The sequence below is a fragment of the Nocardiopsis terrae genome, from assembly GCF_014651695.1.
Taxonomy (GTDB): Bacteria; Actinomycetota; Actinomycetes; order Streptosporangiales; family Streptosporangiaceae; genus Nocardiopsis; species Nocardiopsis terrae.
In genome coordinates this window covers 366,375-381,238 of record NZ_BMXJ01000005.1, presented here as the reverse complement: position 1 = coordinate 381,238, position 14,864 = coordinate 366,375, and the positions used below count along the sequence as shown (strand labels likewise).

Sequence of the window (14,864 nt, the reverse complement as noted above, 5' to 3'; positions counted from 1 at the left end):
AGAACCATGGCTGACCCCAAGGGTTTCCTGAAGATCACCGAGCGCGAGCTCCCCAAGCACCGCCCCGTCGACGTACGCATCCAGGACTGGCGCGAGGTCCACGAGGACTTCGACCGGGGAACCGTCACCAAGCAGGCCTCACGCTGCATGGACTGCGGTATCCCCTTCTGCCACAACGGCTGCCCCCTCGGCAACCTCATCCCCGAGTGGAACAACCTCGTCTACACCCACGACTGGGCCGAGGCGATCGAACGGCTGCACGCCACCAACAACTTCCCCGAGTTCACCGGACGCCTCTGCCCCGCCCCGTGCGAGTCGGCGTGCGTCCTGGGCATCAACCAGCCCGCCGTCACCATCAAGAACGTCGAGGTCTCCATCATCGACCGCGCGTGGGAGGAAGGCTGGGTCAAGCCCCTGCCCCCCACCCACCGCACCGGCAAGAAGGTCGCCGTCGTCGGCTCCGGACCCGCGGGGCTCGCCGCCGCACAGCAGCTCACCCGCGCCGGACACGACGTCACCGTCTTCGAGCGCGCCGACCGCGTCGGAGGCCTCCTCCGCTACGGCATCCCCGAGTTCAAGATGGAGAAGCGGCACATCGACCGCCGCCTCGCCCAGATGACCGCCGAAGGCACCACCTTCCGCACCAGCGTCAACGTCGGCGTCGACATCACCGTCGACCAGCTCAAGGCCGACAACGACGCCGTCGTCCTCACCGGCGGCGCCACCCAGTGGCGCGACCTGCCCGCCAAGGGCCGCGAACTCAAGGGCATCTACCAGGCCATGGAGTACCTGCCCCTGGCCAACAGGGTCCAGGAGGGCGACCTGGACCGCGCACCCATCCACGCCGAGGGCAAGCACGTCGTCGTCATCGGCGGCGGCGACACCGGCGCCGACTGCGTCGGTACCGCCCACCGGCAGGGCGCCGCCTCGGTCACCCAGCTCGAGATCATGCCCAAGCCCCCCACCACGCGCCCCGACCACCAGCCCTGGCCCACCATGCCGATGCTGTACAAGGTCACCAGCGCACACGAGGAGGGCGGCAAGCGGATCTACTCCGTCAACACCGTCGAGTTCCTCGGCGACGACCAGGGCAACGTCCGCGCCCTCAAGCTCGTCGAGGTCAAGCGCGGCCAGAACGGCTTCGAACCCGTCGAGGGCACCGAACGCGAGATCCCCGCCGACCTCGTCACCCTCGCCATGGGCTTCGTCGGCCCCGAGAAGGCGGGCATGATCGACCAGCTCGGCGTCGAACTCGACGGCCGCGGCAACGTCGTCCGCGACAACGACTACCGCACCACCGTCGACGGCGTCTTCTGCGCCGGCGACATGGGCCGCGGCCAGTCACTCATCGTCTGGGCCATCGCCGAGGGCCGTTCCGCGGCCGCCGGCGTCGACCGCTACCTCGGCGCCGACACCACCCTGCCGGTCGCCATTCCGCCCACCGAGCGCCCGCTCGTGTAGGCGGGACACGGGCCGAGGCGTCAGCGCAGGCCCAAGCCGAACACCGTCGGGGCGGGGCGTTCGGCGTCCGGAGGGTTCTGCAAGACGAGTCAAGCCGCCAGCGAGGAACGAGCCAGGCGCGGACGAGGATGAAGAATCCCTCCGCCTAAAGACGCCGGACACGGGCCGAAGCGCCAGCGGAGGCCCAAAGCAAACACCGTCGGGCGCGGGGGACGACCCCGCGCCCGACACGCGTTCCGGGCGACCCTCCCCACCCCCACCACAGCGGGCCCCGCGCCCGACGCGACGTTGCCCACCCGTGACCCCGCCGTGTCGGCGGACCGATCTCCAACCGGCAGGATCGACACCAGACACGGGCCGTGGAACGGCAGCGGCCCGCACCGACCACCCCCCGCCCCTGGGCCCTCCCACCCCCACCCCGGGACAGGCGAATGATCTACCGCATCATCGGCGACACCGCCATGATCATCCACGCGGCCTTCATCCTCTACGTGGCCATCGGCGGCCTTCTCGCCTGGAGATGGCCACGCACCTTCCGGATCCACCTCGGCTGCGCGCTCTACGGCCTCAGTATCAGCGTCGTCGGCTGGATCTGCCCCCTCACCCATGTCGAGAACTGGGGGAGGGAACGCGCCGGACAGGCCGGACTCTCCAACGAGGGTTTCATCGACCACTACCTCACCGGCGTCATCTACCCAGCCGACCACCTCGTGACAGTCCAGCTCGGCGTCGGCGCGGTCGTCGTCCTCTCCTGGGCAGGACTGGCCCTGCTCACCCTCCGCCGACGCCGCGCCAAGCACCCCGACCCCGCCTGAGACACCACACCCGGCACGGCCGGGCCCTCCCCGGGCCCGACACCGCCCCTCGCCCCGCGCGACCTATCCTGGGGGTATGGGCTACCAGGTGCTCGGGGAGACCGCGATGCTCCTGCACTTCGCGTTCCTCGTCTACGTCACGCTCGGCGGCTTCCTCGCCTGGCGATGGCCCCGAGCCCTGTGGCCCCACGCCGCCACCGCCCTCTACGCCCTCGGCATCACCCTCATCGGCTGGCAGTGCCCCCTCACCCATCTGGAGAACTGGGGGAGGGAACGCGCCGGACAGGCCGGGCTCCCCGATGAGGGCTTCATCGAGCACTACCTCACCGGCGTCATCTATCCGACCGAACACCTCCTCACCGCCCAACTCCTCGTCGCCCTCAGCGTCACCCTCTCCTGGGCCGGGGCCCTCCTCCACCTCCGACGCAGGCACCAACGCAACTGCCCCGAGAACCGCGCGTAAAGATCGCGAATGGATCACGGCCGCACTGTTCACCCCACCCACCCACACCCGTACCGTCGAAGCATGACCGTTGTGACCTGGGACTCCTACCGCGCAGCCGAACACTTCACCATGCGCAGCGCCCGGCTCCTCGACCGGCACCGCTTCGCCTACCTCTTCCAGAGCGGACCGGCCCAACCCGTCCACACCACACTCACCGCCTACCGCAACCTCGACGGCGGATACGGCAACGGGATCGACCCCGACCTCCGCGGTCACGCCAGCCAACCCGCATCCACCGAGGTCGCCCTGCGCTACCTCGACGAACTCGGCGCCCTTCCCGAGCACCTCGGCAACGGCATCTGCCGGTACCTCACCACCGCCAGCAACGACGACGGCGGACTCCCCGCCGTGCTGCCCAACGTCCGCTACACCCAGGCCGCGCCCTGGTACCAGCACACCGACGACTTCAGCAGCCGGCTCGACACCACCGCCATGATCACCGGGCTCCTCCACAAGAGGAACATCACCCACCCCTGGCGCGACCACGCCACCGCCTACTGCTGGAAACGGATCGACGCGCTCCACTGGACCAACGCACACGAAGCCGTCAGCATCTGCAGCTTCCTCCAACACGTCCCCGACCGCGCCCGCGCCGTCTCCGCCATGAACCACCTGGCCCACAGGATCCGCGCGGTCATCGACGTACACCCCCGCGCCACCGGCCACGTCCACACACCACTCGACCTCGCCTGCCACCCCCACCACATCGCCCGACCGCTCTTCACCGACAACGAGATCGAACGCAACCTCGACGCCTTCGAGGAACAACAACGCCCCGACGGGGGCTGGGACGCCACCTGGGACCACTGGGACACCGCGGCCACCATCGAACGCGAAGGCATGCGCACCATCCAGCGCCTGCGCATCCTCCGCGCCTACGGCCGGCTCCAACCCGACCTGCCCCGGCCCCGCCGCTCCGTGTAACCGCCCGCAGAACCGACGACCACCGACCCGACACGGCCCTAACCCAACGCCAGGAACCGCACCCCGGCAGCCTCCAACGCACCCCGGTCCACCGCGGAGGCCGACCGGCCCGTCACCGCGCGTACCGCCGCCAACGAGGCACCACCGGCCCCCGCCGTCGGCAGCACCCGCGCGAACACCGCCGGATCCACCCCGCCGAACAACACCTCGTGCACCAGCCCCAGCCCTGCCGACGAGGTCCACGGCTCCCGCCCCAGCGCGTCCGCCAGATCCAACCCGTGCACGACCAACTCCACCACCCGGGTCACCAGGTAGTCCGTCAACAGCATCGGATCACCGTGCCGCGTCACCACCACCCGTTCCACCGGCTCGCGGCCCACACGCGACTCCAGCGCCCCCCACAGCCCCCGCAGCACCCTCCCCGGCTCCGCGGCGTCCGCGCGCCGCGCCGCACCCTCCAACGCATCGCCCACCCGGGCCGCGTTCACCTCCGGCGAGAACCGCACGTCCGGCGCGTAATACCCCGCCGCCGACACCAACCCGCGCGACACACCCGGAGCCTCCCCCTCCAACGCCACCGTCACCTGGTGCAACGCACCCACCGTGTGCACCGCCAACGCCGCCACGTCCCAGGGCTCACACCGGGTCGGCAGGACGGCCTGCACCTCCGACAACCCCGCCAGCACCGCCTCCAACGCCGCCACCTCGTCCGCCAGGGCCGACACCACGACACCGCGCTCGAACACAGGACACACCCTCCACCCGAAGAACGCCCACAGGCTAACGATCGCCCCACCACACCGGAACCCCGGCCCGGCCCCGCACCGCCCGACGCCTCCGAAACCACCCCCCGAACCGTCACCCGCGGTGACCAGGTTCGCTCCCACTCCACCTCGCATACGTCCAATCGCAACCTGGTTTAGACCACTCCATCCCCCAGACGCTCTAAAGTGATACTCGTGACACGTCGAGCAAAAATCGTAGCGACCCTCGGACCAGCCACCTCGAGCCCGGAAATCCTCCGGCGCCTCGTCGAGGCAGGCCTTGACGTCGCCCGACTCAACCTCAGCCACGGAACCCACGACGACCACAGCGCCAGCCTGACCAACCTCAGGAAGGCCACGGAGGACACCAACCGGGCGGTCGGCGTCCTCGCCGACCTCCAAGGACCCAAGATCCGCGTCGGGACCTTCCCCGACGGCCCCGTCGAACTCGCCGCAGGCGACGAGTTCACCATCACCACCGAAGACGTCCCCGGAGACAGCACCCGCGTCTCCACCACCTACAAGGGACTCCCCGGAGACGTCCGCCCCGGCGACCGCGTCCTCATCGACGACGGCCGCGTCGTGCTGGAATGCACCAAGACCACCAGCACCGAGGTACACACCCGCGCCATCTTCGGCGGCACCGTCTCCAACCACAAGGGACTCAACCTCCCCGGCGTCTCCGTCAGCGTCCCCGCCCTCACCGAAAAGGACGAGGACGACCTGCGCTGGGCCCTGCGACACCGCGTCGACATGGTCGCCCTCTCCTTCGTCCGCAGCCCGGCCGACGCAGAGGAATGCCACCGCATCATGGACGAGGAGGGCATCACCGTCCCCCTCATCGCCAAGATCGAGAAACCCCAGGCCGTGGAACGCCTCCAGGACATCATCGAGGTCTTCGACGGAGTCATGGTCGCCCGCGGCGACCTCGGCGTCGAACTCCCCCTCGAGAACGTCCCCATGGTGCAGAAGCGCGCCGTCGAACGCTGCCGCGACAAGGCCAAACCGGTCATCGTCGCCACGCAGATGCTCGAATCCATGATCAGCGCGCCCCGGCCCACCCGCGCCGAAGCCTCCGACGTCGCCAACGCCGTCCTCGACGGCGCCGACGCCGTCATGCTCTCCGGCGAGACCAGCGTCGGCCAGTACCCCATCGAGACCGTCGAGACCATGGCGCGCATCGTCAGCGCCGCCGAGCAGGAGTCCCTGCGCGCCTCGCACATCCTCAACCGGGTACCCGAGACCACCGGCGGAGCCATCGCCCGCGCCGCCGCCGAGATCGGAGCCACCGTCGGCGCCAAGGCACTGGTCGCCTTCACCATGTCCGGTGAGACCGCCCGGCGCCTGGCCCGCTACCGCTCACCCATCCCGCTCCTGGCCTTCACCACCGAGGACATCACCCGGGGCAGGCTCTCCCTGACCTGGGGAACCGAGAGCAACCTGGTCCCGTGGGTCGACAACACCGACGACATGGTCCGCCAGGTGGAGAGCGAACTCCTCCGACTCGGCGACTACCACAAGGGCGACAAGGTCGTCATCGTCGCGGGAAGCCCGCCCGGAACCACCGGTTCCACCAACTCCCTGCGCGTCCACCGACTCGGCGACGCCGTCGCGCTCGGCACCAACTGACGCGTGACCCGGCGCCCTGACCGGCGCCGCTGACGGGCCGCATCAGGTCCGGCCCGGGGGAAGGCGTATGAGCCGCGCCGACCTCTCCGGGCCGACCGGTGCGGCCGGAGTCGTTCGGGCACCGAACCCCCACTCGCGGCAGCACCGGCACCCGCGGTCTCACTCCTGGTGGGAGGAGACCCCGCCCTCGAAGGTCACCCGGTCCAACGGCATGTCCCACGGCAACAGGTTCCACGGGCTCCTCGGGTCCTCGTCCAGCAGCCCCAGGGCCACCCACACCCGGTCCGCGTCGGGGCCCTCGCCCACCACCTGGTCGCCCTCCACACCCTTGTCCGGCCACAGCAGGTAACCGGCGTGGAAGGCCGTCGACAACTGCCCCCAGGACGAGTAACGGCGCTGCAGATCCGACGCCACCCGCCTGAGCAGCGTCTGCGTCTCTACCGGGCTCAGCCAGTCCAGGGTCGCCCCACCGCACACCAACCGGATGGCGTGCACGGACTTCCACCACTGGTACGCACCGATGATCACGGTCTCGTCGCCCTCGGACACACCCGTCACCGCCCGCAGCCGGGCCACCTGCTCCGCCGACAGCTCCACCGTCTCACCGGTGTCCCGGCCGCCCTGCTCCGAAGGCAACCGCGACCGGGCCGTCCCCGCCCGCAGGTCCACCGCCAGGTCCAGGCTCGGCCCGCCGTGCAACCCCTCCAGCAGGCTGTCCACCGCCGCCAGCAAGGACTCCCGGTCCACCACGGACCACTGGTGCTCCAGCATCCGCCGGTACCGGCGCCGCAGGCTCGGACGGGCCACCACGTCCCACGGCTCGGCCAACGCCACCCGGAACGGGGCCGCCACCGCGGCGGCCCACCGCTCGGTGCTCAACGGGGCCTCGGGGTCCTTGGTCCTGATCGTGGGCGCCTCACGCGATCCCACCACCAACTCGGCGAAGGACCCCGTGGCCAGGGCCAGCAACGGCAGGAACGACCACCCGGGAAGATCCAACGCGACGAGCACGACCGCGAGCAGGGCCAACGGGGTCAACAGCCACGGCTGACGCCGACGGGAACCCCAGGCCACCACGACCCAGGCCCCGATCACCAGCGCGCCGATCACCCCGGCCACCGCGGTCAACAACCCTCGCCCCTCTCCTCGCCGAGCCCGTTCCGTCAGGGCTTCGTGCCATCAAGGATCAGGGACGCGGAGCCTCCCGGGCGACCGAACTCACGGGTTGTACTCAGGTTGTGGCCGTGATGTGACCGGTTCAGCCTGCTTGCGCCTACATAAAGTGACAAAAGACCCATTTGGGGTCGAAAAGGTCGGGTAGTTACAGAGGTTCTGGCCAGCCTGCCCAGACCGACCAGAACCCCGCCCACCAGCCCTAGTCCAGAGCCTCCACCACCACCTCGGTGGCCTCCGCGATCAACGCGTCGTCGTACTCGGCCCCCTCCTCGTTACGACCCGACAACACGGCCATGACGATCGGCTCGCCCTCCTCCGGCCACACCACGGCGATGTCGTTCCGCATCCCGTACCCGCCACCGGTCTTGTCACCCACGACCCAGCCCTCGGGCACACCCGCCCGGATCAGAGCGTCCCCCGTCACGTTCCGCACCATCAGATCCACCAACACCTCACGACGCTCCTCCGGCAACACGTCCCCCAACGTGAACGCCTCCAGACTCCCCACCAGGGCCTCCGGAGTACTCGTGTCCCTCTCATCGCCCGGACCCACCTCGTTCAACTCGGGCTCCGAGCGCACCGGGTTGGTCACCTCGTCGCCCGTCAGCTCCGCCAAGGCCTCACCGAAACCCTCCGGACCCCCGACCTCAGCCAACAACAGGTTCGCCGCCGTGTTGTCGCTGTACCGCACCGCCGCATCACTCAGCTCCAACAACGACATCCCCGAATCCACGTTCTCCTCCGTCACCGGGGCGTACTCCAGCAGATCCTCCTCCCCGTACGTCACCACCCGCTCCATCTCCTCCAACGAGTTCTCCGACAGCACCACCCCCGCCAGCAGGGCCTTGAACGTCGACATGTAGGCGAACCGCTCGTCCGCCCTGAACGCGACCTCGTCCCCCGAACCCGTGTCCAACGCATAGACCCCCAGCCGGGCGTCGAACTCCTCCTCCAAAGCCCCGAACTCCGCCGCGAAATCCACCCCGGCGGGCGACTCCGACGGCACACCCGCCGAAGACGCACCCCCACCGGCCTCCGCCGCACCACACCCCACCAACGGCACCAACGCCACCGACGCCACGAACCCGCGCCACACCGAACTACGCACAACAACCCCCACGGAACAAAGAGAGAACGAACCACAACCGGCCCGCCCCCCGCAGTCTCACCACCCACGACCCATGCTGTCCAAGACAGAAACAGCCACACCCATGCACTACTGACATAACCTCAGCCCATGGACCTCGTAGGAGCCTGCACAGCCTTCGTCCACGTCAGCGACAGAGGCAGCTTCACCCACGGAGCCGCAGCAGCCCGCATCCCCCAACCCGTCGCCAGCCGCCGCATCGCCGCCCTCGAAAAACACCTCGGCGCACCCCTCTTCGACCGCACCACCCGACGCCCCACCCTCACCCAGTTCGGCCACGCCGTCCTGCCCACCGCACGACGCCTCGTCCACCTCGCCCACACCCTCGAACACGACGCCGCCACCGCCCGCCTCACCCCCCTCCGCATCGCCGTCCCCACCACCTGCACCACCCACGACCTCGCCCACCTCACCGCACAGGCCCGCCGACACGACCTCCACCTCGACCCCCACCCCGCACACCCCGCCCAACGCACCGAACTCCTCCACACCAACCAGGTCCGCACCGCCATCACCGCAGTCCCACCCGACCAGGCCCACTGGACCGTCCCCCTCGGCCTCGCCACCCACCAACCACCCCACCTCAACACCCACTACCTCGAAACCCTCCGCCCCCACCGAGGCGACACCACCCCACCCCGCCGCGTCTGGATCCAACCCGAAGACGACACACCCCACATCCGCGACCCCCTCACCCACACCGGCGACACCGTCGGCCTCCACCCCACCCAGATCACCCACGCCACCACCCTCACCAACGCCACCGCCGAAGTCCTCACCACCCACGACCTCCTCCTCTGCTCACCCCGCCAAGCAGAAGACCTCAACCTCCACTGGCGCCCCCTCGGCGAAACCCACCCCACCCGCACCTACACCGCCACCGGAGAAAAAGCCGAAACCCTCCGCACCCGCCTCCACCCCCACATCGCCCACTGCCTCGGAGCACCCACCCCGTGATCACCCAACGACTCCAGACCGAACTCGACCAGGCCAAACTCCACGCCTCCCTGCTCGTCCGCGACCTCAACACCGGACACGAGATCGGCATCCAACCCGACACCGAGTACGCCACCTCCTCCCTCGTCAAAGTCCCCCTCGCCCTCGCCACCCTCCAACGCCTCCACCACGGCGAACTCGACGGCGCCACCCCCATCCGCATCGAACCCGGCGGCCCCACCACCGGCCCCCTCGGCCTCAGCCGGTTCCGCCACCCCACCACCGTCGCCATCGACGACCTCCTCTACCTCGCCATGTGCGTCAGCGACAACGTCGCCGCCGACGCCCTCTTCGACCTCACCCCGCCCGCCCACGTCACCCGCACCCTCCACGAACACCACATCCACGGCATCACCGTCCGACACCGGGTCCGCGACCTCAACGAAACACCCGCCGAACGCCTCGCCCCCGACGAGACCCACCTCGCCCACACCCTCGCCATCCAGGCCCAAACCGCCGGACGCGGCCACCGCATCCCCCAACTCGACGTCACCCTCGCCAACTCGGGCTCCGCCCGAGCCCACGTCGACCTCCTCCAGGCCCTCTGGAAACCCACCACCATCCACCCCGACGTCGCCGCCCGCCTACGAGCCCTCATGGCCGACAACGTCGTCCGTCACCGCCTCGCCCCCGAATTCAGCACCGACGCCAGCACCTGGTCCTCCAAAACCGGAAGCGTCCTCAACCACCGCCACGAGATCGGCGTCGTCGAACACAGGAACGGCGAGGCCTACGCCATCGCCGCCCTCACCGCATCCCACGTCCCCGCCCGCCAACAACCCGCCACCGAAGCCCTCATCGGCCGAGCCGCCCGCATCCTCAGAGACCACCTCCGCGCCAACTGACCCGCCACGCCACCCGCGACCCCGGAAACCACCCCGCGATGACCAGGAACACCCACCGCGAGAACCAGAACCTCCGCCTCCTACGCGCCCGCGACACCATGGACCGCGACTACGCACACCCCCTCGACGTCCCCGCCCTCGCCCGCATCGCCCACCTGTCCCCCTCCCACTTCAACCGCCGCTTCCGCGACACCTTCGGAGAGACGCCCCACCGGTACCTCAGACGCCGCCGCATCGAACGCGCCTGCGCCCTCCTCCGCGACACCGACACCCCCGTCACCGAGATCGCCCACCGCGTCGGCTTCGACAGCCTCGGCACCTTCAGCCGCACCTTCACCGCCGTCATCGGCCGCCCGCCCACCCGCTTCCGGGCCGAGAGCACGCCCCTCAGAGCCCCGGTGTGCTTCGTCAAGAGCTGGACCGGACACAGCGGTTTCGGATAAGCACACCGGCCGCCCCCGGCCCTAGCGTTGGACCATGTTCACGCAGATCAGCATCCACGCCGTCAACGTCCTCGACCAGGACCAGGCCCTCGACTTCTACGTCGGCAAACTCGGCTTCGAGATCACCAACGACGTCGACCTCGGCTTCATGCGCTGGCTCACCGTCGCCCTACCGACCGACCCGGACCGCCACATCCTCCTCGAAGTCCCCGGCCCGCCCTCACTCAGCGCGGAGACCGCCGCACAGGTCCGCGACCTCGTCACCAGGGGAGCACTCGGCGCCGCCGCCATCCTCAACACCGACGACTGCCGCAGGACCTACGAGACCCTCCGTTCCCGCGGGGTCGAGTTCACCCAGGAGCCCGTCGAACAGCCCTACGGCGTCGACTGCGCCCTACGTGACCCCTTCGGCAACCACATCCGCATCACCCAGCCCGCCCCGATGCGGGACATCACCGGTGAGGACCTGAACCGCTGGAAGGGCACCTCCCGCACCGACCAGTAGTCCGCGGGCGGGTCCCGGGTGGCCTGCGGTCTGAGGCCACCCGGTCACGGGGACAGGGTCAGTACTTGGGTCCCACGAACGAGTCCATCCGAGCCACCGCCTCCTTGCGGGAGATGGACACGACGTGCTTGTCCTGATGGGTTCCCTTCCCCTTGCTGGTGTGGACCTTCCAGGGGATGTCCAGCTGGTCCAGCGCTTCGGTGCACAGCCCGATGACGTCGGTGGAAACGTTGGTGAAGTGGTAGCGCGGGTACTCGTAGTACCGCTCGCAACCGTCCGGGTGCTTCCTCTTGACCCGGTTGAGGACCCGGCTTCCGTCGGAGTGAATGAGTCCGCGAACGAAATTCTTCGGATGCTCTTCGACGATGACCTGCTGCCAGGGCTCCAGCGCGATGGTCCGATCGTGCTTCCTACCCGGCCCGTGCTGGGGGAACAGACAGGGCCAGTGCTTCCAGTTGCTGTGCACCTCAGTGCAACCGGTGGAGGGAACCCTGGACACCTTGTGGTCGGGGCGGATCGCTGCCATGGCTCCCGCGCAGAGCTCGATGAGCCCGGGCCAGGTGTCCGAACACATCACCCGCAGACGCCAGACCCTCTTCGCAGGATCTCCCGCCGGGGTGAGGCTCCCGTCGCCGAAGTAGAGGCCCAGCAGGTAGCTGTAGGCGTCCAACGGCTTGGGCGTGCCCGGTATGGGTTCACAACGAGGACAGAGGTCGGTACCCAGGTACTTGTCCACGAGTGAGCGGTCACGCATCCAACTCTGGAGCGTGGACCGGTTGATCCCCATCCGGCGGCCTACCTCGGTGTAGGAAACTCCGGAGTCGATGAGAGAAGTGGCTTCACGCCTGACATGCGGTGAGTACATAGAGTGCATGATTGCTCACGCTTCGGACGTTTTCGGAGGAGAGGGACCCTGAACAGCAAAAAGCCACCCAGAAGGGTGGCTGTCGTACCCTGGGTGGGATTCGAACCCACACTGGCATCGCTTTTGAGGCGATGTGCTCTACCTGTTGGCATACCAGGGCATTTTTACTTTATTCGGGCATACTAGCCGCCTAGCAGACGGTGTGCTCCGGCGGCGGTCCGCCAACAGTGCAGTCACGATTGACCGGCATTGCCGGGGCCGACGCACAGCATACTAGCGGATCTCGGTAACCTCGTATACGTGACGAGGACGCAGAGCCGTGTGGTGATCGCGGAAGACGAGGCCCTGATCCGCCTGGATCTCAAGGAGATGCTCGAGGAGGACGGCTACGCCGTCGTCGGGGAGGCCGGCGACGGGGAGGCCGCTATCCGGCTTGCCCAGGAGCTGAGGCCGGACCTGGTGATCACCGACATCAAGATGCCGGTGCTCGACGGCCTTTCCGCCGCCGAACGCATCGCCGGGGACCGCATCGCCCCGGTCGTGATCCTGACGGCCTTCTCCCAGCGGGAGCTGGTCGAACGGGCTCGCGAGGCGGGGGCGATGGCCTACCTGGTCAAGCCCTTCAGCAAGTCGGACCTGGTTCCGGCGATCGAGATGGCCACCTCCCGCTACGCCGAACTGGCGGCGCTGGAGGCGGAGGTCAGCAGCCTCCAGGACCGGCTCGAGACGCGCAAGCTCGTCGAGCAGGCCAAGGGGCTGCTGCAGAGCCGCCACGGGATGAGTGAACCCGAGGCGTTCAGGTGGATCCAGAAGAACTCCATGGACCGTCGGTTGACCATGCGCAAGGTCGCCGAGACAGTCGTCGAGACGCTCGGGGGACAGCAGGCCTAACCAGCCGACCCCCGCAGTACTGAACAGGGGCCGCACCCGGTCGGGTGCGGCCCCTTCGTGCTTCCTCGGGGTCAAGGTTCGGCACAAACCTACAGATTGGCTGCTTGCAGCGGCGAAAGCTAGACGAACGTCCAGGGTCAACGCGGATCTCGTACCAGTTTGATCTCGGTTGCACACAATGGGGTGACGGTTGGATCACGTGGCTTAAGTGATGCTGAATGACCAGCCTAAATCGGGCTAAACTCACCGCACCGAACAGCTAAAGGACAGCGGTACCCGAATGCTCGCATTCGGAGTCCGCCAACCTCAGATGCGCAAGGAGCGCGCGTGCGCACACGCCTCGTGACCGTGTTGCTCGCCCTGATCACCGCATTCCTGGTGATTCCCGGGGCAGTGGCGACGGCAGACGAACAGGGCGGTGAGTCGCTGCACGGTCAGATCGGTCAGCCGGACGACCGGGACCAGGGTGTCGAAGGCATCCTGATCACGGTCTTCCAGGGTGACGACGAGATCGATGCGGTGGAGACCGGCCCTGATGGAAATTGGGAAGTGGGGTTGCCCGGACCGGGCGACTACCGCCTAGTGGTGGACCAGGAGTCCGTCCCCAGCGAGTTCGCCGTACGTGAGACGGCGCTTGTCGTCGACGGAGAGGCCGAGGTCGAGGTCGAGGCCGACAAGGACCGGCTCGTCCTCATCGTGCTGGAACACCCGGGTGAATCCGCCGAGCAGGACGAGGCGGCCCCCTCACCGGAAGAGGACGCGGCCGGGGGCGAGGAGGCGCCCGCCGACGACGAGTCCGTCGAGGTCGAGGGCGTCAGCGGCGGCTTCGGGGAGCGCTTCGTGCAGCTCACCGCGGCCGGTCTCCTGTTCGGCCTGGTCATCGCGATCTCCGCGATCGGCCTCTCACTGATCTTCGGTACGACGCAGGTCATCAACTTCTCGCACGGTGACATGGTCACCTTCGGTGCGATGATGGCCCTGTTGTTCAGTACCGGCGCCGCGGGGCTGGGCAACTCCCTGCTGGCGATCTTCGCCGGTCTGGGAGTCGCGGTCCTGTTGGGGGCGTTCGCCGAGGACAGGCTCAACCGGACCACGCTGGTCGTCCTCCAGTGGTCCTCGGTCTTCGGCGGTATCGCGCTGGCGACGCTGGTGGGCGTGCTCGGTGACGACCTGGGCTGGCAGGTGCCGCTGTGGGCGGCCGCCGGCATCGCGGTGGTCATGGGTGCCGTCCTGGGCGGTTCGATGGAGCGTTACCTGTGGCGTCCGCTGCGCAGGCGCAACGTCGCGCTGATCCAGATGTTCATCGTCTCGATCGGTCTGGCCCTGGTGGTGCGGCACGTGCTGCTGGTGCTCTTCGGGGCGAACCGGGAGCGTTACGCCGGTTACCAGGTGCAGGAGCTGGTGGACTTCGGTCCGATCTCGATGCCGCCGCGCGACCTGGTGATCATGGCCATCTCGGTCGTGGTCCTGGTGCTGGTGGCGTGTCTGCTGCAGTTCACCCGGATCGGCAAGGCGATGCGTGCGGTCTCGGACAACCGCGACCTGGCGGAGTCCTCGGGTATCGACGTGGACCGGGTGACGCTGTACGTGTGGTTCCTGGGCGGTGGCCTGGCGTCGCTGGGCGGTGTGCTCTTCGGTCTGAACCAGGTCGTGGACTACGAGATGGGCTTCCGTCTGCTGCTGCTCATGTTCGCCGCGGTGATCCTGGGCGGTCTGGGAACGGCCTACGGCGCGATGGTCGGCGGTATCACCGTCGGTCTGGTGGCGATGCTGTCCACCCTGTGGTTCCCCACACAGCTCATGCAGGCGTGGGCTCTGGCCCTGATGATCCTCATGCTGCTGATCAGGCCCCAGGGTCTGCTCGGTCGGCGCGAGCGGGTCGGCTAGGAGAGGTAGAC

Annotated in this window: 15 protein-coding genes and 1 tRNA gene; 11 read left to right on the top strand and 5 right to left on the bottom strand. The window is 68.6% G+C overall.

What is annotated here, in order from left to right:
- Positions 1–6: 6 nt before the first annotated feature.
- The 4 genes from IE195_RS16040 (at position 7) to IE195_RS16025 (ending at position 3,705) form a co-directional block, all read left to right on the top strand.
- Complete coding sequence (locus IE195_RS16040) at positions 7–1,461, top strand: glutamate synthase subunit beta (protein ID WP_191272216.1); 1,455 nt, start codon at positions 7–9, stop codon at positions 1,459–1,461.
- Positions 1,462–1,892: 431 nt separating this feature from the next.
- The gene (locus IE195_RS16035) at positions 1,893–2,276 is read left to right on the top strand and encodes a DUF2784 domain-containing protein (RefSeq protein WP_191272214.1); all 384 of its coding nucleotides are present in this window, start codon (positions 1,893–1,895) and stop codon (positions 2,274–2,276) included.
- A gap of 76 nt (positions 2,277–2,352) precedes the next feature.
- On the top strand, positions 2,353–2,739 hold the full coding sequence (locus IE195_RS16030; RefSeq protein WP_191272212.1) for a DUF2784 domain-containing protein: 387 nt from the start codon (positions 2,353–2,355) through the stop codon (positions 2,737–2,739).
- Between the two features lie 72 nt (positions 2,740–2,811).
- Entirely contained in the window at positions 2,812–3,705 is an 894-nt protein-coding gene (locus IE195_RS16025) for a prenyltransferase (protein ID WP_191272683.1), read from the top strand.
- A 38-nt stretch (positions 3,706–3,743) separates the two neighbouring features.
- On the opposite strand, the gene IE195_RS16020 is transcribed toward IE195_RS16025, so the two are convergent.
- Positions 3,744–4,451 carry a maleylpyruvate isomerase N-terminal domain-containing protein gene (locus IE195_RS16020; RefSeq protein ID WP_229826244.1) on the bottom strand — a complete coding sequence of 236 codons (708 nt, stop codon included), beginning with the start codon at positions 4,449–4,451 and terminating at the stop codon, positions 3,744–3,746.
- Between the two features lie 213 nt (positions 4,452–4,664).
- On the opposite strand from IE195_RS16020, the gene pyk reads away from it, so the two are divergent.
- Positions 4,665–6,098, top strand: a complete 1,434-nt coding sequence (pyk, locus tag IE195_RS16015; RefSeq protein WP_191272208.1) for a pyruvate kinase — start codon at positions 4,665–4,667, stop codon at positions 6,096–6,098.
- Positions 6,099–6,257: 159 nt separating this feature from the next.
- Here pyk and IE195_RS16010 read toward each other — a convergent pair whose 3' ends face one another.
- Positions 6,258–7,229: a DUF1266 domain-containing protein gene (locus IE195_RS16010; protein ID WP_191272206.1), complete on the bottom strand. Its 972-nt coding sequence runs from the start codon at positions 7,227–7,229 to the stop codon at positions 6,258–6,260.
- Between the two features lie 244 nt (positions 7,230–7,473).
- The gene (gene bla / locus IE195_RS16005; RefSeq protein ID WP_373295663.1) at positions 7,474–8,394 is read right to left on the bottom strand and encodes a class A beta-lactamase; all 921 of its coding nucleotides are present in this window, start codon (positions 8,392–8,394) and stop codon (positions 7,474–7,476) included.
- Positions 8,395–8,511: 117 nt separating this feature from the next.
- Between bla and IE195_RS16000 the strand changes: the two genes are divergently transcribed.
- From IE195_RS16000 to IE195_RS15985, 4 genes are read left to right on the top strand one after another with little or no spacing between them, the layout of a single operon-like run.
- Complete coding sequence (locus tag IE195_RS16000) at positions 8,512–9,378, top strand: LysR family transcriptional regulator (RefSeq protein WP_191272204.1); 867 nt, start codon at positions 8,512–8,514, stop codon at positions 9,376–9,378.
- The gene (locus IE195_RS15995; protein WP_191272202.1) at positions 9,375–10,262 is read left to right on the top strand and encodes a serine hydrolase; all 888 of its coding nucleotides are present in this window, start codon (positions 9,375–9,377) and stop codon (positions 10,260–10,262) included. The genes IE195_RS16000 and IE195_RS15995 overlap by 4 nt, the downstream gene beginning before the upstream one ends.
- A 38-nt stretch (positions 10,263–10,300) precedes the next feature.
- Positions 10,301–10,705 carry a helix-turn-helix domain-containing protein gene (locus tag IE195_RS15990; RefSeq protein ID WP_191272200.1) on the top strand — a complete coding sequence of 135 codons (405 nt, stop codon included), beginning with the start codon at positions 10,301–10,303 and terminating at the stop codon, positions 10,703–10,705.
- 34 nt (positions 10,706–10,739) lie between these two features.
- On the top strand, positions 10,740–11,210 hold the full coding sequence (locus IE195_RS15985) for a VOC family protein (protein ID WP_191272198.1): 471 nt from the start codon (positions 10,740–10,742) through the stop codon (positions 11,208–11,210).
- 58 nt (positions 11,211–11,268) lie between these two features.
- Here the strand turns inward: IE195_RS15985 and IE195_RS15980 are convergent, their stop codons facing one another.
- Positions 11,269–12,075 carry a helix-turn-helix domain-containing protein gene (locus tag IE195_RS15980; RefSeq protein ID WP_191272196.1) on the bottom strand — a complete coding sequence of 269 codons (807 nt, stop codon included), beginning with the start codon at positions 12,073–12,075 and terminating at the stop codon, positions 11,269–11,271.
- 85 nt (positions 12,076–12,160) lie between these two features.
- Positions 12,161–12,235: transfer RNA gene (locus IE195_RS15975), tRNA-Leu, on the bottom strand.
- Between the two features lie 161 nt (positions 12,236–12,396).
- Here IE195_RS15975 and IE195_RS15970 point away from each other — a divergent pair.
- Together IE195_RS15970 and IE195_RS15965 are read left to right on the top strand one after the other, a co-directional pair.
- Positions 12,397–12,966, top strand: coding sequence for an ANTAR domain-containing response regulator (locus tag IE195_RS15970; RefSeq protein ID WP_191272679.1), 570 nt, complete (start codon positions 12,397–12,399; stop codon positions 12,964–12,966).
- 327 nt (positions 12,967–13,293) lie between these two features.
- Entirely contained in the window at positions 13,294–14,853 is a 1,560-nt protein-coding gene (locus IE195_RS15965) for a branched-chain amino acid ABC transporter permease (RefSeq protein ID WP_191272194.1), read from the top strand.
- Positions 14,854–14,864 lie beyond the last annotated feature (11 nt).